The organism is Nocardia sp. 348MFTsu5.1, assembly GCF_000383535.1.
GTDB lineage: Bacteria > Actinomycetota > Actinomycetes > Mycobacteriales > Mycobacteriaceae > Williamsia > Williamsia faeni.
In genome coordinates this window covers 192880-212981 of record NZ_KB911511.1, presented here as the reverse complement: position 1 = coordinate 212981, position 20102 = coordinate 192880, and the positions used below count along the sequence as shown (strand labels likewise).

Genomic DNA, 20102 nt, shown 5'->3' with positions numbered 1-20102 from the left:
CACATCCCAGAACATCTCGCTACTGGGTTGCGGGAGCGAGCCTCTTCGTGGCGAGTTCGCGGATCTCGCTGGTCTTGATTTTCGCGCTGCCGGTCAGAGTGACCTCGTCGTCGGTGAAGAACAAAACATGGCGCGGCACTTTGTAACTCGCCAGCTCGGCCTTGACGAACGTGCGGACCTCTTCGGGGTCGAGCTGTGCGTTGTCGTGCGGAACGATGCACGCGACAACCACTTCGCCGAGCGTCTCGTGCGGCACGCCGACGGTGCGCGTGACCTTGACGCCGGGATGTCCGACCAATACCTCATCGACCTCGAGGGGTGACACGTTGGCGCCACCGGTCTTGATGATGTCAGTGAGGCGGCCTTCCCAGAACAAACGGCCTTCGGCGTCGAGATAACCGCCGTCCCCGGTGACGAAGAAGCCTTCGTCGTCGACGGTCTCGCTCAGCGGTGTGCCGAGATATCCGAGCATCAACGTCGGTCCCTTGACGCAGATCTCACCGCGTTCGCCCAGCGGGACGGTGTCACCGGTCAACGTGTCCACGATCTTCACCGTCATGCCGGACAGCGGTTTGCCACTGCTGCCGCCGGCCTGCTCCTCGGTGGTGTTCGCCGGGAGAATCGTTGAGATCGTGAAGGTTTCGGTGTTTCCGTAGGCGTACCCGGGTTCGATCCATTCCGCGGTGACGGACGGATGGCGGGCCACGGGGGTGCGATAGTCGACAAAGCGGAGACTGCTCAGATCCGCTGTGGCCCAGTTGGGCGCCGATTCGAATTGTGCCCATTGATGCGGCCAGGCGAACGGGAAGTTCACCTTTTCGGATTCGATGAGCTCCAGCGCTTCGGTGGCGTCGAAGGTCGTCTGCAGTACGAGCGATCCACCGCTGGCCAGCGTATTGCCCAGTGCCATGGCGAAATTGCCGGACCAGAAGAATCCGTTGGCGCTCCAGCACCGGATGTTGTCGTCCGGGCCGAAGTTGTAGATCTGGCAGAAGCGCCACAGCTGAATGGAAACTCCACGATGAGCGCTGAAGATGCCCTTGGGCTTGCTGGTCGTTCCCGAGGAGAAGAACAGCACCGCGGTGTCGCTGGGCTTCACCGCGGCGGCTGTCGCCTCCACCAGCTCTCGTGGCTCGGATTGCCCACGTTCGAGGAACACATCCCAGGACTCGATCGCCCCGACACCCTCGCCGCCAACGGTGGCGAGGTGTCGCAGGAACGGATACTTTGCCGACTGCAGCGTGCCGGGTGCTGCGGTACCGATCTCGGGATCGAGGTCGGTCAGGACTGCGGTCAAGTCCTTGTTCAACACCTTGTGGTCGTACAGCAGCACCGAGACCTCGGAGATGTCGAGGAGGTAGTCCAACTCCGACGGGGTCGAGAAGGTGCTGAGTGTGACCGCAACACCACCGGCAAGTGACGTGCCGAAGACTGCTGCGATCCACTCGGGCCGGTTCGTCATGAGCACGCCGACTCGGCCGTCTTTACCGAGTCCGGTCGCGCGCAATGCGCGGGCCACCTCGACCGCGCGTTCCCACAATTCTGTGTAACTCCAGCGGATGACCCCCTCCGGCGTATGCAGGACGAGTGCCTCGCGGTCGCTGAACCGCGTGGTCACCTCACGCAGGAACCCCGGCATCGTGAGGGTGCCGAGCCCGGGTTCGTCGTCCAGTGGCGGGCCCGACACGACCGACAGCGGTGTCGGAGGGGAGTCAACCTTGGGAGTGCTCATGAAACGGACCTTTCGCGGTCTCTGGAACTGATGGCGCTCGGGATCTGCCGGGTGGCTAGAGCGGCAACTCGACTTCGGCCGTGCAGGTGACCAGCGTGACGCCGTTCTGGTCGGTGAGCTTCAGCTTGATCTGAACGAGCGGCACGCCCCATTCGGACTCGGCCTGCTTGTCGACGACCTCGGCGTCGAAGTAGGTGACGTCACCCTCGAAGGCGGGACCGCGGAAGTCGGCCTTGGTGTGCCGGACCATGCCGTCGATGCCGGCCCAGTTGGCCAGGAAGTCGGTGCACCAGGCACCCATCGTGGCGCCGTAGCCATACGCGCGGGCCATGCCGACCTCGCCCGCCTTCTCGTTGTCGATGTGACCGCGCGAAGGGCCGACGTACAGACCGTCACGCTTGCGCGGATCGATCTTGGCGCCCTCTTCGTCGAAGCCGAACCCTTCCATCCAGCCCGGATCCTGGTACACCCATGGATCGTCGACACCTTCGGGCGCAACCCATTCGAATGTTCCCCAGATGTTGAACAGGAAGGCGCGGTACTCGGTGGTGAAGCTCGCGATGCTGTGCGGTCCGATCACGCGACGATGGAGTTTGTCGCCTACCTTGACCTCCTCGAAACGCGGCGAGATGCCCTCTCGATTGGACATCAGCCAGTCATCGCGCAGCTTGTCGACCTCGTCCAGTTCTTCTTTGGTCCACTTCTTGAGCGAGCCGATCTGGCTGTCGTACATGCCGCGCTTGGTGGCTTCCTCGGAGAGGTAGCGAATGGCGGTCGACCGTTCCCGGGCGACGAGCGCACCATGCTGATTCTTGTGGGTGGTGTCGCCACGGGAGAACATGGTCGGGCCGGCGAACTTTGTCTCGGTGATCTTGTAATCGTGAAAGCGACGTTCCTGGAACAGTTTGTCGCCGGGGCGCACAGGCGTTCCGTAGAACCACCATTCTTCACCGCCGAAGATCAGGTGACTGTTCGGGATGTGTCCCACACATGCCGGTGCCGCGCCGTGCCCGTAGTCCAGGCCCACCGCGATCGACTGCGGTGCGATGAGTCCGCCGTATCGGCTTTTCTTTGCGAACGTTTCGTCCCAGTGCAGGGGATTCGGGTTGTCCATCGCCATGGCCCACCGACGGATGTCGGAGGTGCTGCAGGGATCCCAGAGTTGCCCGCCGCCAATGGGCTTGCCCACGCGGTGGTCGACGTCGGAGAGGTCGATCTGGACTGATTCTGTTTCGTTGCTGGTCATGCGTGTGCTCCTAATTCAGCGATTGACGTCGACGACGATGCGGCCACGGACGGTGCCGTCCATCAGCTGATCGGCTGCATTGATCGACTCTGCAAGTGAGATCTCGGTGGCGATCGATTCCAGGGCGCTCGGATCCAGGTCGCGGGACAGGCGTGCCCAGGCGGTGATCCGGCGTTCCTTGGGTGCCATCACGCTGTCGATGCCCAGGAGCGACACGCCACGCAGGATGAACGGCGCGACCGAGGCGGGGAAGTCCATGCCCTGTGCGAGACCGCAGGCGGTGACGGTGCCGCCGTAGCGGGTCTGGGCGCAGGCGTTGGCCAGGGTGAAGCTACCGACGGAATCGACAACTCCCGCCCAGCGCTCTTTCTGCATCGGCTTGCCCTTTTCGGACAGTTCGGCGCGGTCGACGACCGTCGTTGCACCGAGCTTCTGGAGGTACTCGACCTCGGACGACTTGCCGGTGGATGCGGCCACGGTGAATCCGGCCTTGGTCAGGAGTGCGATCGCAACGCTGCCGACACCGCCGGTGGCTCCGGTCACGAGGATTTCGCCCTGCTCCGGGCGGACGCCGGCGTTGACCAGGGCCTCGACGCAGAGGCTGGCGGTGTAGCCGGCGGTGCCGATCGCCATGGCCTGCTTCGCGGTGAACTCGGCGGGCAGCGGGACCAGCCAGTCGCCGTTGAGGCTCGCGCGCTGGGCGAAGCCGCCCCAGTGGGTTTCACCGACGCCCCAGCCGTTGAGGACTACCCGATCGCCTTCGGACCAGTCGCCGTGCGAGCTGGCCGTGACGGTGCCTGCGAGGTCGATGCCGGGCACCATCGGGAACTTGCGGACCACCGGGGACTTGCCGGTGATGGCAAGGGCGTCTTTGAAGTTGAGTGAGGAGTAGTCCACGTCGATCTGGACGTTTCCGTCCGGAAGTGCGGATTCCTCGACGTTCTGCACGGCAACCGATTGCCCTGCTTCGCCCTTTTCGATGACAACTGCCGAAAACATGAGTGAAGAAGTCCTTTCTGCACCCCAAAACGGGGCAATAATGTGGCCGACATTACGTTAATCCTCACAAGGATTGCAATGCTTGCAGTGGTACTGCTGACCGCGGATGCGTCAGCGAGCCGTCCAGCCGCCGTCGACCTTGATGGTCTGACCGGTGACGTAGCTCCCGGCGTCGGAGGCGAGCCAGAGCACAGCGCCGACTATGTCTTGCGCGGAACCTTCCTTCGGTAGAGGTGTGTTTCGGCGCAGGTACGCCGACGAGCGCTCGTTGGTGTAGAGCGGCGTGGTGATCTCGCTCCGGAAGAATCCCGGAGCCACCGTATTCACCCGGATCGAGTGCCTCGCCCATTGCACCGCGAGCTCGACCGTCAGGCCGGAGAGGCCGGCCTTGCTCGCCGCGTAGGACGCCTGCGGGATCCCGGGGATCCCGACCTGCCCACTGATCGACGAGATGTTCACGATCGAACCACCGCCGGCCGCGACCATGTGGGGAAAGGCGCTTTGGGCCAGCAGAAAAGGGGCCATCAGGTTCAAACCGAGGGTCTGCCGGATGGCCTCGAGTGGCTCGACCTCGGCCTTCTCCTCGGTGAACATGCTTCCGGCGGCGTTGATGATGATGTCCGGTGGACCGAGTTCGTCGACGACTGTGGGCACGATGGTGCCGACCTGCTCGAGGTCCGAGAGATCGCACGCAACGGCCAGGCCGTCGATGCGCTCGGCGACCTCGCTCAGCTTTTCCTTGCGGCGGGCCACCACCGCAACCCGTGCGCCGGCGTCGGCCAAGGTCTCCGCGACCGCGACCCCGAGTCCCGACGATGCGCCGGTCACGATGGCCACCTTGCCTTTGAGGTCGAACATCTCCGTCACGCGGTCGTTCCCTTCGATGTGGCCTGCCCGCCGGCAATACGTTGTTCTTCGACGAACTCGGCGAGGCCGGCGCGCTGCACCTTACCCATGGCATTCACCGGCAATGCGGTGACCTGCGCCCACGTCTCGGGGACCTTGTACGACGACACCTCGCGGCGGCAATGGGCGGCGAGGGCGTCGAAATCCAGTGTGGGCAGCGGGCTCTCGACAACGGCCGCGACCCGCTGACCCAGGCGGTCATCCGGTATCGGGTACACCGCCACGCGCTCGACGTCCGGGTGGGTGCCGATGGCGCGTTCCACCTCGAGTGGATAGATGTTGGCCCCGCCCCTGATGATCACCAGCTTCTTGCGGTCGACGACGGTCAGCCAGCCGTTGTCGTCGACGGTCCCGATGTCGCCGGTGGCCAATGGGCCCGGGGGCGATACGTCGAGTCCGTCCGGGCCCCAGTGGCCGAGCATCGACCGCCAGACACCCGCCCACTCGCCGTCGGTGGCCGCGGCCAGCTTCAGCTCGCCGACTTCGCCGGCCGGCAGCCGATTGTTGTCGTCGTCGAAGGCGGCGACGTCGAAGTGTGGGAGAACCTGGCCGCTGGCGCGTTGCTGCCACTGGCCGTCCGCCGGATCGATCGAGACCACTGTCGGCGCCTCGGTCAGTCCGTAGGTGACGCGGGGGATCAGTCCGTGGGCGTCGGCGAACTCCTGGCGCAGGGCGTCGGAGGTGTCGCCGCCACCGCTCCACACTTCCCGGAGTGAGCTCAGATCGGCGTCGGGGCGGCGTGCGAGGTCGTAGAGCTGGGCCGGTGCGCCGTTCCATACGGTCACGCGCCGGCTGCTGATCCACTCGATGACGCCTTCGACGTCGCGGCGGTTCATCACCACCGCGCATCCGCCTGCCTGTGCGGTGAGCAGCGTCGACAGCACCATGAGGTTGAGGATCGTCAGCGGAAAACTGTCGCCCTTGCGCAGGTCAGGGCCCCATCCGCGGGAGCTGACAAGTGCCGCGCCCGGCAACAGTAGGTTCCGGTGACTGTGGACCACTGCTTTGGGGCGACCCGAGGTCCCGCTGGTGAACGCGATCCCGGCCGGTGCATCGATGTCCGGCTCCACCGGTGGCGCGTCCAGATCGCTGCGGATCAATTCGGACCAGCGCTGCGGATCGACACACTCCGGGCCGGAGACCTTGCCGTTCGCTCCGGTCAGGAACGCGGCCGGCTCACACAGGTCGACGATGTCTTGTTGTTCTCCGGCAGCCAGGGCTTCGCCGACGCCGGTCCAGATCGCACCGATCCGTTGCGCGCCGTGGAAGGCTGCAACGATGTCGAGGTCGTTGGGAAGGCAGGCGGCGACGCGGTCGCCCGGGCGCACGCCCAACGACCACAACGCACCGGCGGCCCGCCGGGCTTGGTCATCGAGTTCGGTGTACGTCCAGATCCCGGAGGCGGCTTCGATCGCGGGCGCATCTGGACGGACCGCGAGAGAGGGTTCCAGGACCTGCCCGATCGGCTTTGAAATCTCCACCTGCTAGTCATACCACTATCCTTGTAAACATTGACCTGATAGCTTGGGTTCGTTGTCGATGAGGTTGGGTTGGGGATGAAACACACAGGTCCGTTGGCCGGAGTACGCGTAGTTGATTTGACGGCAATGGTCATGGGGCCTTACTGCACGCAGGTGATGGCCGACATGGGCGCAGACGTCATCAAGGTCGAGATCCCTTCCGGGGACAACACCCGATACATCTCGGTGGGGCCCGAACCCGGCATGGGTGGGGTGTTCGTGAACGTGAACCGCGGCAAACGCAGCGTGGTTCTCGATCTGCGGACCGACGACGACAAGCAGGTTCTGCGTGATCTGATCAAGACCGCCGACGTCTTCATCCACTCGATGCGCGCGACGGCGATCGCCAAACTCGGTTTCGACTACGACGCGGTCGCCGCGATCAACCCGTCGATCATCTACACGAACTGCTACGGATACGGCCGGGGCGGTCCGGACGCGAATCTCACCGCCTACGACGACACCATCCAGGCCGAATGCGGTCTGCCGTTCGCACAGGAACTGCTGACCGGCGAACCCAGCTATGTCGGCACCATCGTCGCCGACAAGGTCGCGGGCATGACGGCCCTCTACGCCACCACGATGGCGCTGTTCCACCGGGAACGCACCGGTGAAGGCCAAGAGGTCGAGGTGGCGATGTTCGAGACGATGGCTGCCTTCATGCTGGTCGAGCATGCCGGCGGTGCGATGTTCACGCCGCCGCTCGGCCCGGCCGCCTACCACCGGGCGGTGTCACCGAATCGAAAGCCGTACCGCACCAAGGACGGACACATCTCGGCGCTGGTCTACAACGACAAACAGTGGAACGCATTTGTCGGTGCTGTTGCCCCTGAATGGGCAGGGGAGCACTTCGCCACCCTCGAGCAGCGGGCCGCACGCATCAACGAGGTGTACTCGCTTCTGGGACAGACGTTTGCCGAACGCACCACCCAGGAGTGGCTCGACCTGCTGCGCTCCCTGGACGTTCCGGCCGCACCGGTCCGTTCCCTCGACGAGCTGTTCGACAATCCACATCTGGAAGCGGTCGACTTCTTCGAAGAGGTCGAGTCACCGTATGGCACAGTACGTTTCCCGGGACCGCCCACGTGGTTCTCCCGGACCCCCGGCCGGATCGACAGTGCGGCCCCCCGGCTCGGTGAGAACACCGAAGAGGTCAAGGCCCAGTTGCGTTCGGCCGAGGGGACGTGGTCGTGATGACGGACGCCGTGGCGATCGATCTGCAGCGTTACCTGCTCCCGGGCGATCGGATCGTCATCGGTCAGGCATGTGGTGAACCCACGACACTCATCGAAGCCCTCATCGAGCAGGGCCATGAGGTCGGGGGACTGTCGGCGTTCATCTCGACCAGTTTCTCCGGACTCTTCACGCCGGAAACGGCGAAGAGCTTCCGGCTGTCGAGTATGGGGGCGATGGGCTCGCTGCGGGTGATGAGCAAAGCCCATGAGCTGGACGTGGTTCCGTGCCATGTCGGCCAGATCGCCCCGATGATCGCGAGCGGCGACTTTGCGTGCGACGTCGCCCTGATCCAGGTCAGTCCCGCCGACGCCGACGGCAACCACAGTCTCGGACTCATCGCGGACTACGTACAGTCCGCGGTGGCCAAGGCCCGCGTTGTCATCGCCGAGGTGAACGATCAGGTGCCGTTCAGCTACGGCGAAACGATCCCGGCCTCCGCGATCGACTATGCAGTGCACGTCTCGCGGCCTCCGGTGGAGGTGAGGCCCGGGCCGATCACCGACACCGACATGGCGATGGCGCAGCACGCGGCCGCGTTCATCGGCGACGGTGCCGTCATCCAGATGGGCATCGGCGCGGTGCCCGAGGTGATGTTGCGGCTGCTGCGCGATCGCAAGGACCTCGGTGTGCATTCCGGCATGGTCGGTGACGGCCTGGTCGACCTCATCGAGGCCGGCGCGGTCACCAACGCCCGCAAGCGAATTGACCCCGGTGTGAGCATCGCGGGCGCACTGATCGGTACCCGGCGTCTGTATGACTTCGCCCATCAGAATCCGGAACTGCGCATGTGCAACACGGCGTATACCCACGAGGCGGCGGTGATGGCCCAGCTCGATGATCTGGTGACCATCAATTCAGCTCTGGAAGTGGATCTGACCGGTCAGGTCAACGCCGAGCAGAGTGGCGCCGCCTACCTCGGTGGCACCGGCGGTCAGCTCGATTTCGTTCGTGGAGGAGCCCGGTCGCCGGGCGGTCACGCGATCATCGCGCTTCCGGCCACCGCGAAAAAGGGAACAATCAGTCGGATCACCGCGACGCTGTCGGGTCCGGTCACCACGCCGCGTAGCGATGTCGATGTGATCGTCACCGAGTTCGGTGCGGCTGCGCTACGCGGCCAGAGCCTGGCCGAGCGCACCAAACGCCTTATCGCGATTGCACATCCGGACTTTCAGGAAGACCTATCCCGCGAGGCACACGTCATCCAGCAGAGGGGCTACTAGTGAGCGACGCCGTCCTGTTCGATGCCCGTGATGACGGCATCGCGATCATCACCATCAATCGTCCCGACACCCGCAACTGCCTGTCGGTCGATGTCCGCGAAGGTCTGCGCGAGGCGTGGGAACGCTTCGAGAACGACTCGGCACTGCGCGTGGCGATCCTGACCGGATCCGGCGAGACTTTCTGCGCCGGAGGCGATCTCAAAGAGATGGTCTCGACGGGTATGGCGGTCCCACCGCGCGATATGTTCGCCCTGCCCTACGACACCATCGAGCTGTCGAAGCCGACCATCGCCGCGGTGAACGGATTTGCCTTCGCCGGCGGCTGGATGATCGCCCAGGCCTGCGACCTGTGCGTGGCAAGTACCACCGCGAAGTTCGCCGTCACCGAGGTCAAAGTCGGCCGGAGCTCGCCCTGGGCGTCACCACTTATCCACATGATCCCGCAGCGGATCATGATGGAGATCCTGCTCACCGGAAAACCGATCACTGCGCAGCGGGCCTACGAAATCGGACTGGTCAATCGGGTCGCCGAACCAGAAGCATTGCTGGACGCCGCAATCAAGCTTGCGACCGACATTCTGGCCGGAGCGCCGCTGTCGGTGAAGGCGGCCCGGGACACGGTGATGATCGCAACCGAGATGGGTCGGTCCGACGCGTTGGCCGCAGCGAGGACCGCCGCGGAAGATTGCTACAACAGCGCCGATGCACAGGAAGGGCCCACCGCGTTTTCACAGAAACGGGCCCCGGTCTGGACCGGCAACTGACCCGTCGACCGTGCCGAACGAGCCGTTGACCGTGCCTTAATCACCGTCGACCGTGCCCAACCGACCGTCGAGCGTGCCGAAACTGCCAGCGCGCAAGAATTATTGGCACGCTCGGCGGTGATTAAGGCACGCTCGGCGGTGTGGGTCTCGGGGACGGTGCCGTCATCGAGTAGCACTGGTTGTTCGGGTCGTCCTGCCAGCCGTCGACCGTGCCGAACCAGCCGTTGAGCGTGCCGAACGAGCCGTCGATCGTGCCGAAATTCTCAGGGCGCGGGCATCATTGGCACGCTCGATGGCGATTAAGGCACGCTCGGCGGTGGGTTGGGCACGGTCGACGGGGGCGGGGTGGGGGAGAGCTAGCGGGGAGCCGGGAGGAACGGGCGTAGTCCTTCTTCCGGTTCGATCCCGAAGGACCGCAACGACATTGCCAGCATCGAGTAGCAGCCGACGGTGAAGACCACGTCCATGAGCTTCTGCTCGTCGAACTCCGCGGCGAGCACCTTCCAGGTGCGGTCGCGGACCACACCTTCGGACAGAAGCTCGTCGACGGACGCCAACAGCGCACTCTCGAGCGGGGACCACTGGGGTGCATCTGAGCCGATGGCCACCCGGCGGATCTCATCGGACGTAACACCCGCACGGTCGGCGAGGATCACGTGCTGCGCCCACTCGTAGTCGGACCGGCGGAGGTGGGCCACCCGCAGGACCAAGAGCTCGCGCTGGCGGATGGTCAGAGCCGACCCCGACAACAGGTGCTTGTTGAACGTCAGGAACGCCATTGCGAGGGAGGGATACCGGGCCAGCGTCCCGAGCAGGTTGTCGCCGGCCTGCCGGCCCTCCTCCGGTCCGGCACTGGCCACCGAGGACCGGAATCCGTCGACGAAATCCTGCATCTCGGTGGACCAGTCGGCTCGCTTGGCCGGATCGATCCGTGCCACTACGTGTTCCGTCCGCCGTTGACGCCGATGATCTGTCCGGTGATGTAACCGGCTTCCTCGCTGATGAGGAATGCGCATGTGGCAGCGACATCTTCGGGTTGACCGATCCGGCCGACGGGGGTCTTGGCGACCTGCGCGTCGACATCGACCATTCCGGAATCGACTGTCTGGCGAAGCATCGGAGTGTCGATGAAGCCCGGTGGCACGGTGTTGACGGTGATGCCGCGCCTGCCGAATTCGAGGGCCAGCACCTTGGTCAGGCCCACGACACCCGATTTGGACGTCACGTAGCTGGCCAGCCCCGGCGAGCCGCTGTGGACGCTGGACGACGAGATGTTGACGATCCGTCCCCAGCCCTCCTCCAGCATCTCCGGGATCACTGCCTGGCAGAGGTGGAACGTACTGGTCAGGTTGAGTGCCAGCGCGCGATTCCAGGTGTCCGGCGTGATGTCGAGGAACGGTCCGGCCAGGGTGCCACCGGCGCTGTTGACCAGCACCGTCGGACGCCCCAGAGTGGACTTGACCTCGGCGACTGCCGCATCGACGCGGGCGCGGTCGGTGACATCGACCGCGAGTCCGATCGCCTTGCCGCCGGCCTTCTCGATCTCGATGGCCGCAGCCTGCGCCGCCGGACCGTTGATGTCGAAGATCGCCACCAGATTGCCGTCTACGGCAAAGCGTTTGGCGATGGCGAAGCCGATCCCGGAGGCGCCTCCGGTGACAATCGCTGTGCGACCACTCATTTGATCTTCTCCTGACCGGCAACGGTGGAACGGTGCATCGTGCGTGGCTTGTTGCGGTCGAAGTCGCGAACGCGATGAACCAGACCGGTGTTGTCCCACAGCACCGTGTCACCATTCGTCCAGCTGTGCTGGCAGACCTGCTCCGGTGCGGTGGTGCGTGCCTGGAGGTCGGCCAGCAACGCGCGGCCCTCTTCGATATCCATGCCGGCGATGTGAGAAGCCGTTGCGCCCAACACCAGTGAGCGGCGTCCGGAATCGTGTTCCCACACCAGCGGATGCTCCCGGACGGAACGAGAGGCCCACTCGGTCAACTGTTCCGGCGTCGGATTCGGGTAGGTGAGGCGCTGGATGGCCTCGAAGGTGTGAACCACCCGCAGGTCGGCAAACCGTTCCTTCTCCTCGTCGGACAACGCATCGTAGGCCGCGTAGGTGCTGGCGAACTCGGTTTCCCCGCCTTCGGCCGACGTCACCCGTGCGGTCAGCATCGACGTTTTCGGCGCGATCTCGTCGAGTAGGCCGTCGATATGCCAAAAGCAGTTGCTGGCGAAGTATTCCGCGTTCGGGTTGCTGGGATCGAAGCTGATCTCCATCACCTCGGCGGTCTCCGGGGGCAGATGGGAGAAGTTGATCAGCTTGCCCAGTTTCCGGCAGAACTCGACCAGCGTCTCGTCGTCGGCGTTGAGTTCTGGGAACAGCAGCACCGAATGGGTTTCCAACGCCTCGGCAACCTGGTCTGCCAGGTCGGGGTCGTTGGCCAGGCGGGTCGGGTCGACGTCCAAGACCTTCGCCCCGACATTGGTCGTAAGCCGTTCAACGGCAAGTGTGCTCATGTGTACTTCTCCTAGCTGCTGGTGGGAACGTTGGCCGACCGGACGTTGGTCAGCGGTCGCTGGTACGACGGGTCATCCGTGCTGCGCGACGGTGTGCCGTTGAGGAAGATGTCCGGGACATCTTTGAACGGGATGTCCATGGTGGGCACCAAGCCCGACCACTCGATCGCGTTGGTGCGCAGAGCGATCTTCCACTGGCCGTCGCGGCGCTCGAGACGGTCGATGTACCGGCCGCCGGCAATCCAGTTGCTGTCGTCGCGATTTCGGCCGACGAACAGGTAGTACGTCTCGGTGTGGGCGGTGTCGCCATCGATGTCGCACGTGTGGTTCAGCAGGTTGTGATGGGTCGCGTTCTGCCCCTGCTCGTGCATCGGGACAGCCCAGTCGTACAGGTCGTCCGGCCCGCCGACGAAGTCTCCTGCGGCGATGGTGGCGTCGGTCCAGAACGCCGACAGGAACAGCTCGCGGTCGAATCGGTCCATGCCCCGGGAGAATCGGGTCAGGGTGTCGAGAATCTCCTGGCGGTCCAGGAGCGCTTCCAACTGTGCTTGCCTGTTCGGTGTGGTCGACGTGCTCACGATGTCCTCCGTGCGGTGGGTAGATGTATTGCGGTGATTGATGTCAGACCGGCGACCAGATCGGCGATCCGCGGGTGGCGCGGAGCGACGGAATCGATCGGCCGTCAATATCTTTGATGCCGTACTCGTCGCCGAGTTCGGCAGTGATGAAGGTCCCGCCGGTACGCTTGAGGAGATCTGGATCAGTGGCGAGAGCCGCGATCACCCTCCCCGGGTACTCGGGGGAACAGCCGTTCTCAGGCATGGTTGCCGCCTGGCCGCTCAGGCCGTCGACAGCGGCCAGATTCCGCTTCGCACGTTCGGTGAAGGTCAAGCCCTGCCACAGCGAGATCGAAGTGACTCCAACCGGTTTCAGCTCGACGGCCATGTCCCGCGCCATCCGGTCGGCGGCGGACTTGGCCGTACCGAACAGGACGCCGTAGGTGTACGACACCCCGGTGTATCCGGAGATGGCGACCACCAGGCCGGACTTCTGTGGCGCCATGATCTTCGCGGCGTGCCAGGCGGCCACAAAGTTCGAACGGACGCCCACGTCGATCATCTCCCAGTTCGACAGGGGCTTGTCCCAGAAGGGTTCAGGGTCGGTGAGGTCATCGGGGAGCGCAAAGGCGTTGTTGACCAGGACATCGAGCCGGCCCTGTTCATTGCGGACCCGGGTGAACAATTCGGCAACCTGCTCGTCGTTCGAATGATCCACCGCGACAGCAATACCCTTGCCGCCCCGGCGATCACACTCCGACGCGGTCTCGCCGATGGTCCCGGGTAGCGGGTCGACGCCGGGGGTCACGGTACGTCCGGTGACGTAGACCGTGGCCCCCTGCTCGGCCAGCGCCAGCGCGATACCTTTTCCGATACCGCGGCTGGCGCCGGTCACGACAGCAACCTTGCCCTGTAGAGAACTCATCCGCCCGTGCCGGAGAAGAAGGCTTCACTGTGATCGCCGACCGACTTGCCGGTGAAGTGATCGCCTGAGAACGGCGCACCCATCAAGCCCTGCGACCAGTCCGTCGACACACCGTCGTCCCGGAGCCAGTCATAGAGCATCGTGCGATGGGCGATACGCCATTCGGCGCCACGTTTCTCGAATCGATCGAGATAGCGGCCACCGATCACGGAGTCGCGTTCTTCGGTACCCATGTTCACCCGGTGGTACGCCGTCACATGAGTTTCTGCCACTGCGACAACACCGTCCAACTCCGTCAGAGTCTGTCCGAGGGTGTGCTGGGTGACCGTGATGGCCGGCGACCCCGGCACCACCCACGCCAGGTACTCGTCGAACGTGCCGGCGAAGATACCGAAGTCGGTGGTGGCGTCGGGCCAGAAGGCTGCAGTGACCAGCTCGGCATCACGCCGATCCTCGCCCCGGGCCAGCCGGGCGATGCAGGTACGGATCAGGTGATGGTCGAGCAGAACCGCAAGATCGTTGTCGCTCATCGTCACTCGCTGTCACTCGCCGGCGTGTAGCCGAGGATGCCCTTGATCTCGAGGTAGTCGCTGAAGCCGAACTCGCCCCATTCACGTCCGTTACCGCTCTTCTTGTAGCCACCGAAAGGAGCGCAGAAGTCGAAGGCGGAGTTGATCGCGACGGACCCGGCGCGGATCCGGCGGGCCACGGCGCGTGCGGCGTCGAGGTCGGTGCCGGCAACGAACGCGGCCAGGCCGTATTCGGTGTCGTTGGCGATCTCGACGGCGTGGTCGACGCTGTCATAACCCAGGATCACCAACACCGGACCGAAGATCTCCTCGCGGGCAATCCTCATGTCGTTCTTCACATCTGCGAAGACGGTCGGCTGGACGTAGAAGCCCTTGGTCAACCCCTCGGGAAGGCCGAGGCCGCCGGCGACCAGGGTGGCGCCGTCGTCGATGCCCTGCTGGATCAGCTCCTGGATCTTGTCGTACTGCGACTTCGCCACCACCGGGCCGATTGCAAAATCACCATTCGGATCACCGATGGTGACCGTGGCGGCTGCGGCCTTGGCGATGCCGATGGCCTCTTCCATCCGCTCGGCCGGAACCAGCATGCGCGAAGGTGCGCTACAGGTCTGTCCGGAGTTCAGCATCATGGTGACGACACCGGCGCTGACATTGTCGGCGAACGCATCATCATCGAGGATGACGTTGGGGCCCTTGCCACCGAGTTCCTGCGTGACCCGCTTGACGCCTGCCGCAGCGTTCTTCGCGATGTCGACACCGGCCCGGGTGGATCCGGTGAACGAGATCATGTCGACGTCGGGATGGCTCGACAGTGGCACGCCCACATTCGGTCCGTCACCCTGTACGAGGTTGAAGACACCGGCAGGAACACCGGCGGCCTCGAGGATCTCGGCGAAGATCTGGGCGTTGAACGGTGACCGCTCAGAAGGCTTGAGTACCATGGTGCAACCGGTTGCCAGTGCGGGGAACACCTTGACCGCGATCTGGTTCAGCGGCCAGTTCCACGGCGTGATCAGACCACAGACGCCGATCGGTTCCTTGGCGACCAGCGAGCCACCCTGTTCCTCCTCGAAGGTGAATCCCTTGAGGACCTCGATCGCGGTGCCGAGATGGCCTGCGCCCAGACCCACCTGGAAGCCACCCGCGAGTTCCTTGGGTGCGCCCATCTCTTCGGTGAGGGCGGCACCGAGATCGGCCATCCGCTTCTCGTATTCGACGGCGATGTTCTCGAGCAGCGCGATCCGCTCGGCAACCGGGGTGACCGACCAGGTGTCAAATGCCTTGCGAGCGGCGGCAACCGCCCGATCGACGTCAGCGGCCGAGCCGGCGGCCACGGTGCCCGCGACCTCTTCGGTGGCGGGGTTGATGACGTCGAAGGTTCCGGGCTGAGCCGGATCGACCCATTCGCCGTCGATGTAGAACTTCAGGTACTCACGCATGATTGCCCCAATTCCCTTGTTGTGCCACGTGGTTGTCCATTGCTGCCTGACTCACTGCTGTCCCTCTGCGTACCAGGTGCGGAACTCGTCATAACTAGGCATCTCTTCGGAGTTGGCGACCGGGTCGATGGCAACGTGGATGACAGCGGTCTTTCCGCTTTCGTACGCGCGCTTGATGGCGGGAGCGATCTCGGAGTCCTTTTCGACGTACTCGCCGTAGCAGCCGAAGCCCTCGGCGATCTTGTCGAAGCGGGTGTCGGTGCCCCAATGGACGCCGGTCTCACGCGACCCGTGCCCGAAGGTGCGCTTGTAGACACCGACTTCCAGGCCCCAGGCGTAGTCGGTGGCGACAACACAGACCAGCGGCAGATTCAGCCGGGCAGCCGTTTCGAGTTCGGCGATGTGGAACTGGAACGACGAGTCGCCGGTGATGAGCATCATCGGGCGCTTGCCGCCTGCGGCGACACCTGCGCCGACGGCGTAGGGCAGACCGGTTCCCAGGTGTCCGAAGTTCTGGTTCCACATCACGTCGTGGGGCTTGGCCTGTGAATAGGTCCAGCCGAAGATCGTGGTGGCACCGCCGTCGCGGACCATGATGCCGTCGGCCGGGAAGTCCTTGGTGGCCTCGACGATCAGGCGGGCCGGGTGCACCGGGGACCGGCCCGAGGGCGCGGTTTCGGCGAGTTCCGCCAGTTGAGCGGCATCATCGGCGATCCACTGTGCCACTTCAGGAGTGGCAGTCCGCGGTGAATCCTTCAGGGCGTCAACGAGTTGCGGAACAACGGCACGGAGGTCACCCACCAGCGGAACGTCGATCGAGCGGTTCACGCCGATCGACGTGGGGTCCTGTTCGATGAGGATCCACTTGCGGTTCTCCTCATTGGCCACCCAGTGCCGACCGCGACCGAAGTGGACCGGCTCACCGAGTTCGGTGCCGATCGCAATGCAGAGGTCGGACTTGACGACGGCGTCGACCGCGGACTTGGAGAAGCCGTAGGGGAACGTGCGGTCTTCGAGACCTTCGATGAACGAGGTGCCACCGGAGGTCTGGATGACGGGGCAGGCCATCAGATCGGCGAGTTCCTTGACCGATGCGCCGGCGCGGGACGTGTGAACACCGTGTCCGACAAGCAGAATGGGCTGCTTCGCGGCAGCCACGAGACGTGCTGCCTCGTCGATCCAGTTCTGACCGGCGGTCTGGCCGACGAGACGGTATGCAGACGGGGGCAGGACGGGCTTGTCGTCGATGTCTTCGAGGATCACGTGCTGCGGGTACTCGATGTACACCGGACCTGGCGTTCCCGACAGTGCCTTGCGGAGGCCTTCGCGAATGATCTCGTCGGTCTGCTCGGCATATTCGATGCTGGCGCTGTATTTGACCGAGTTCTCGACCAGAGCAGTCTGCTTCACGAACTGGATACGTCCGCGACGGACGCGCTGTTCGGTGATGCGGGCCCGCTGGCCGCCGAGGAAGATGACGGGGGAGTTCTCGACCTTGGCACACATGATGGCGCCGGCGAGGTTGGCCAGGCCCGGGCCGAGCGTGCCGATGCAGACCGCGGCCTTGCCGGTCATCCGGGAGACGGCCTCGGCCATGAAGCCTGCTGATTCCTCATGGTGCGGGGCAACAACATTCCAGCCGCGTTCCTCGGCGAGCTGGAACAGGTGAACGAAGTTGGGATCAGGGATACCGAAAAGCGTATTGATGCCCTCGGCCTCGAAGAGATCGAGAATTCGTTCGTAAACCTTAACTGACACGTGTGCTGCCCTCCATGGCAATCGTGAAGCTCTTTGTGATGTGTTCGACGTGACCGGCTGGGACGACCGGCAGAATCCAGGGGTTGTCGGTGTCGCGGATGGTGTCGATCTGGTCGGCGACCTCTTCGATCGTCCACGACGGCTGGTATACACCCGGTGTTTCGGCGATGAATGCCCGCGCGACACGACCCGCGATAGCGACGAGCATTTCGCCTGAGATGGAACAGGATTCGTGCGCCAGCCAACCCACGGCCGGTGCGGTCAATTCCGGACCCATCGGCGGATATGCCGACGTGTCCAACCCCTCGGCGAGTCGGGTCAGCGCCGCGGGCACGATGACGTTCGAAATCACGCCGTGCTCGTTGCCCTCGATTGCCGCGACATTCGAGAGTCCGATGATACCGGCCTTCGCCGAACCGTAGTTGGCGACATTCGAGTTGCCGTAGATCCCGCCGATGGACGAGGTCAGGACGATACGTCCGTAGCCCGCCTCCAACATCAGTGGAAATGCCGGGCGCACAACATGAAATGCGCCCCGCAGGTGCACGTCGAGGACGGCATCGAAGTCTTCGTAGGACATCTCCGCGAGCGGTGCGTAGCGGTTGTTGCCGGCGTTGTGGATCAGGATGTCGATCTTGCCGTAGGTGTTGATGGCGGTGTCGATGATCGCCTGGCCACCCTCGGCGGTGGCCACCGTGTCGATGTTGGCGATCGCCTCGCCGCCGGCGGCCAGGATCTCTGCCACAACGTCTTCGGCCGGGCCGGCGGTGGTGCCTTCTCCGCTGATACTGCTACCGGGATCGTTCACCACCACCTTCGCGCCCTTGGATGCCAGCAGAAGGGCGTATTCGCGGCCCAATCCACGACCGGCACCGGTGATTACGGCAACACGGTTGTCAAACCTGAGTTCGGTGCTCACTTGTCGAGGACCAGCCCTTCGAGTTCACCGGTGCCGCGCCATGCCTCGAACAGTTCGGTGAGCTCGTAGAAGCCGCCCCAGAAGGGATCACCGAGGAAGGAACGCCCGTTGGGCTCACCCTCGCTGTTGTAGTAGCCGGGCGTGCACTCGGTGGTGAACGTGCTGTTGTCGATCGAGAACTGGCGAACGGTCTGCACCCAGCCCTCTTCGGCTTCCGGCGTCGGCTCCACATACGTGGCGCCGCGCTCCTCCGCCTGCTTGATGATGTACGCGATGTGGTCGGCTTGCTGCTCGTACATCAGCGTCGTGGCAGCGGTGACGCCGCCCTGGATGAACCCGGTGGCGAAATGGTTGGGGAATCCGTTGGCCATGATGCCGTGCAGGGTGCGGAAACCCTTGCCCCAGTGGTCATACAGCGACGTTCCGTCCTTGCCGGCGAACGGTGTGATGTCGTACTGCCGGTCGAGGGCTGTGGTGATCTCGAAGCCGCTGGCGAAGACGATGCAGTCGAACTCGTGCTCGACGCCACCGATGATGATGCCCTTCTCGGTGATGCGCTCGACGCCCCTTGTCTCGGACACGTCGACCAGGGTGACGTTGTCGCGGTTGAAGGTCGGCAGGTAGTCATCGTTGAAGACCGGACGCTTGCACATGTTGCGGTAATACGGCTTGAGGATCTCCGCGGTCTCCGGATCTTCGACGATCGATTCGACACGCTGCCGCAGGCGCTCCATGGACCGGTAGTCTTCGATCTCCTTGAGTTCCAGGAACTTCACCGGATCGGCCAGGGCGGCCCAGCCCTCGTAGTTCGGGGTGGCGTTCAGTTTTGCGGCCAGGTTGCGGGCGACCTCGGTCCAGCCGTCGCAGATGAGGTCCGGCTCGCCGGGGCTGTAGAACGAGAACGCCGCGTTGTGGAAGTTGCGCTGACGCGCTGCCCGCCAACCGGGTTCGAGGCTCTTGACCCATTCCGGATCGGTGGGGTAGTTGGCCCGCTCGAAGATGTACGACGGAGTCCGCTGGAAGACGGTCAGATGCTTCGCGCCCTTGGCCAGATGCGGAATCGCCTGGATACCACTGGATCCGGTGCCGATGACGGCGATCTTCTTGTCCGCGATCTTGTCGAGCCCGCCGTGCAGGTTGCCGCCGGTGTACTCGTAATCCCAGCGGGCGGTGTGGAAGGTATGGCCCTTGAAATCCTTGATGCCGGGGATACCCGGAAGCTTCGGGCGGTTGTAGGGGCCCTGGCACATGACCACGAAGCGGGCGCGGATCTCATCGCCCCGGTTGGTCTTGATCTGCCAGCGGTTGATCTCGTCATCCCACTGCAGCGACTGGATCAGGGTGTGGAAGATCGCGTGGTCGTAGAGGTTGAAGTGCTTACCGATGCGCTGGGCGTGCTCGTAGCACTCGTCGCCCTTGGAGAACTTCTCTTTCGGCATGTAGCCGGTCTCTTCGAGCAGCGGGAGGTAGCAGTAGGCGTCCGAGTCGATCTGGATTCCGGGGTAACGGTTCCAGTACCAGACACCACCGAAGTCGCCGCCGAGCTCGATGATCTTGAAGTCGTTGACACCCTGCTCCTGGAGCCGGTGTGCGGTGATGAGGCCGGACAGGCCGCCACCGAGAATCACGACCTCGATCTCGTCGGTGATCGGCTCACGTGGCACCACTGGCATGTGCGGATCGCCCTCGTAGAAGTCCGAGAATTCGCCCTCGGCCTCCAGGTACTGCTGCTGTCCTTCCGGACGCAGGCGCTTGTCGCGCTCGGCGAGGTACTTTTCCCGCAGTGCCGCTTGGTCGACGTCGGGGGTCTGCGTAGGGGCGCAGTTCTGCTGCATTCTGA

The 20102-nt window shown here is 64.2% G+C and carries 18 protein-coding genes; 3 read left to right on the top strand and 15 right to left on the bottom strand.

Annotated features, from left to right (window positions below; all coding sequences use genetic code 11):
• Positions 1–19: 19 nt before the first annotated feature.
• The 5 genes from H290_RS0107345 to H290_RS0107325 form a co-directional block, all read right to left on the bottom strand.
• Complete coding sequence (locus H290_RS0107345) at positions 20–1732, bottom strand: class I adenylate-forming enzyme family protein (RefSeq protein ID WP_051121919.1); 1713 nt, start codon at positions 1730–1732, stop codon at positions 20–22.
• A gap of 55 nt (positions 1733–1787) precedes the next feature.
• Positions 1788–2978, bottom strand: coding sequence for a MaoC family dehydratase N-terminal domain-containing protein (locus H290_RS0107340; RefSeq protein WP_020106138.1), 1191 nt, complete (start codon positions 2976–2978; stop codon positions 1788–1790).
• 15 nt (positions 2979–2993) lie between these two features.
• A complete protein-coding gene (locus H290_RS0107335; RefSeq protein ID WP_020106137.1) occupies positions 2994–3977 on the bottom strand; it encodes an MDR family oxidoreductase in 984 nt (327 codons plus the stop codon).
• A gap of 111 nt (positions 3978–4088) precedes the next feature.
• A complete protein-coding gene (locus H290_RS0107330; RefSeq protein ID WP_051121927.1) occupies positions 4089–4835 on the bottom strand; it encodes an SDR family NAD(P)-dependent oxidoreductase in 747 nt (248 codons plus the stop codon).
• Between the two features lie 5 nt (positions 4836–4840).
• Complete coding sequence (locus H290_RS0107325; protein WP_020106135.1) at positions 4841–6364, bottom strand: class I adenylate-forming enzyme family protein; 1524 nt, start codon at positions 6362–6364, stop codon at positions 4841–4843.
• Between the two features lie 75 nt (positions 6365–6439).
• On the opposite strand from H290_RS0107325, the gene H290_RS0107320 reads away from it, so the two are divergent.
• Genes H290_RS0107320 through H290_RS0107310 form a run of 3 tightly spaced genes read left to right on the top strand, consistent with a single transcriptional unit; the run spans position 6440 to position 9623 of the window.
• Positions 6440–7597: a CaiB/BaiF CoA-transferase family protein gene (locus tag H290_RS0107320; RefSeq protein WP_081631513.1), complete on the top strand. Its 1158-nt coding sequence runs from the start codon at positions 6440–6442 to the stop codon at positions 7595–7597.
• Positions 7597–8859, top strand: coding sequence for an acetyl-CoA hydrolase/transferase family protein (locus H290_RS0107315; protein ID WP_036518376.1), 1263 nt, complete (start codon positions 7597–7599; stop codon positions 8857–8859). The genes H290_RS0107320 and H290_RS0107315 overlap by 1 nt, the downstream gene beginning before the upstream one ends.
• Positions 8859–9623 (top strand): enoyl-CoA hydratase/isomerase family protein, encoded by a 765-nt coding sequence (locus tag H290_RS0107310; protein WP_020106132.1) that lies wholly within the window; start codon positions 8859–8861, stop codon positions 9621–9623. Before H290_RS0107315 ends, H290_RS0107310 begins: the two co-directional genes overlap by 1 nt.
• A gap of 356 nt (positions 9624–9979) precedes the next feature.
• Here H290_RS0107310 and H290_RS0107305 read toward each other — a convergent pair whose 3' ends face one another.
• The 10 genes from H290_RS0107305 to H290_RS0107260 are packed head-to-tail and all read right to left on the bottom strand — an operon-like array spanning position 9980 to position 20097.
• On the bottom strand, positions 9980–10561 hold the full coding sequence (locus H290_RS0107305) for a carboxymuconolactone decarboxylase family protein (protein WP_020106131.1): 582 nt from the start codon (positions 10559–10561) through the stop codon (positions 9980–9982).
• Complete coding sequence (locus H290_RS0107300; RefSeq protein WP_020106130.1) at positions 10561–11304, bottom strand: SDR family NAD(P)-dependent oxidoreductase; 744 nt, start codon at positions 11302–11304, stop codon at positions 10561–10563. Before H290_RS0107300 ends, H290_RS0107305 begins: the two co-directional genes overlap by 1 nt.
• A complete protein-coding gene (locus tag H290_RS0107295) occupies positions 11301–12134 on the bottom strand; it encodes a TauD/TfdA family dioxygenase (protein WP_020106129.1) in 834 nt (277 codons plus the stop codon). Before H290_RS0107295 ends, H290_RS0107300 begins: the two co-directional genes overlap by 4 nt.
• 11 nt (positions 12135–12145) lie before the next feature.
• The gene (locus H290_RS0107290; protein ID WP_028462903.1) at positions 12146–12712 is read right to left on the bottom strand and encodes a nuclear transport factor 2 family protein; all 567 of its coding nucleotides are present in this window, start codon (positions 12710–12712) and stop codon (positions 12146–12148) included.
• Positions 12713–12755: 43 nt separating this feature from the next.
• Positions 12756–13616 (bottom strand): SDR family NAD(P)-dependent oxidoreductase, encoded by an 861-nt coding sequence (locus H290_RS0107285; protein WP_020106127.1) that lies wholly within the window; start codon positions 13614–13616, stop codon positions 12756–12758.
• Positions 13613–14146 (bottom strand): nuclear transport factor 2 family protein, encoded by a 534-nt coding sequence (locus H290_RS0107280; RefSeq protein ID WP_036518313.1) that lies wholly within the window; start codon positions 14144–14146, stop codon positions 13613–13615. The genes H290_RS0107285 and H290_RS0107280 overlap by 4 nt, the downstream gene beginning before the upstream one ends.
• A gap of 2 nt (positions 14147–14148) precedes the next feature.
• Positions 14149–15585: an aldehyde dehydrogenase family protein gene (locus H290_RS0107275; protein ID WP_020106125.1), complete on the bottom strand. Its 1437-nt coding sequence runs from the start codon at positions 15583–15585 to the stop codon at positions 14149–14151.
• Between the two features lie 51 nt (positions 15586–15636).
• Entirely contained in the window at positions 15637–17343 is a 1707-nt protein-coding gene (locus H290_RS0107270) for a thiamine pyrophosphate-binding protein (RefSeq protein ID WP_020106124.1), read from the bottom strand.
• Positions 17333–18262, bottom strand: coding sequence for an SDR family NAD(P)-dependent oxidoreductase (locus H290_RS0107265; protein ID WP_020106123.1), 930 nt, complete (start codon positions 18260–18262; stop codon positions 17333–17335). Before H290_RS0107265 ends, H290_RS0107270 begins: the two co-directional genes overlap by 11 nt.
• The gene (locus H290_RS0107260; RefSeq protein ID WP_020106122.1) at positions 18259–20097 is read right to left on the bottom strand and encodes an NAD(P)/FAD-dependent oxidoreductase; all 1839 of its coding nucleotides are present in this window, start codon (positions 20095–20097) and stop codon (positions 18259–18261) included. The genes H290_RS0107265 and H290_RS0107260 overlap by 4 nt, the downstream gene beginning before the upstream one ends.
• Positions 20098–20102: the final 5 nt, after the last annotated feature.

Excerpts from the sequence above, each read along its gene's own strand:
- H290_RS0107260 (WP_020106122.1), bottom strand. The coding sequence starts at position 20,097 with ATGCAGCAGAACTGCGCCCCTACGCAGACCCCCGACGTCGACCAAGCG.
- H290_RS0107330 (WP_051121927.1), bottom strand. The coding sequence starts at position 4,835 with ATGTTCGACCTCAAAGGCAAGGTGGCCATCGTGACCGGCGCATCGTCG.
- H290_RS0107300 (WP_020106130.1), bottom strand. The coding sequence starts at position 11,304 with ATGAGTGGTCGCACAGCGATTGTCACCGGAGGCGCCTCCGGGATCGGC.
- H290_RS0107345 (WP_051121919.1), bottom strand. The coding sequence starts at position 1,732 with ATGAGCACTCCCAAGGTTGACTCCCCTCCGACACCGCTGTCGGTCGTG.
- H290_RS0107335 (WP_020106137.1), bottom strand. The coding sequence starts at position 3,977 with ATGTTTTCGGCAGTTGTCATCGAAAAGGGCGAAGCAGGGCAATCGGTT.
- H290_RS0107280 (WP_036518313.1), bottom strand. The coding sequence starts at position 14,146 with ATGAGCGACAACGATCTTGCGGTTCTGCTCGACCATCACCTGATCCGT.
- H290_RS0107320 (WP_081631513.1), top strand. The coding sequence starts at position 6,440 with ATGAAACACACAGGTCCGTTGGCCGGAGTACGCGTAGTTGATTTGACG.
- H290_RS0107285 (WP_020106127.1), bottom strand. The coding sequence starts at position 13,616 with ATGAGTTCTCTACAGGGCAAGGTTGCTGTCGTGACCGGCGCCAGCCGC.
- H290_RS0107340 (WP_020106138.1), bottom strand. The coding sequence starts at position 2,978 with ATGACCAGCAACGAAACAGAATCAGTCCAGATCGACCTCTCCGACGTC.
- H290_RS0107315 (WP_036518376.1), top strand. The coding sequence starts at position 7,597 with ATGACGGACGCCGTGGCGATCGATCTGCAGCGTTACCTGCTCCCGGGC.
- H290_RS0107275 (WP_020106125.1), bottom strand. The coding sequence starts at position 15,585 with ATGCGTGAGTACCTGAAGTTCTACATCGACGGCGAATGGGTCGATCCG.
- H290_RS0107295 (WP_020106129.1), bottom strand. The coding sequence starts at position 12,134 with ATGAGCACACTTGCCGTTGAACGGCTTACGACCAATGTCGGGGCGAAG.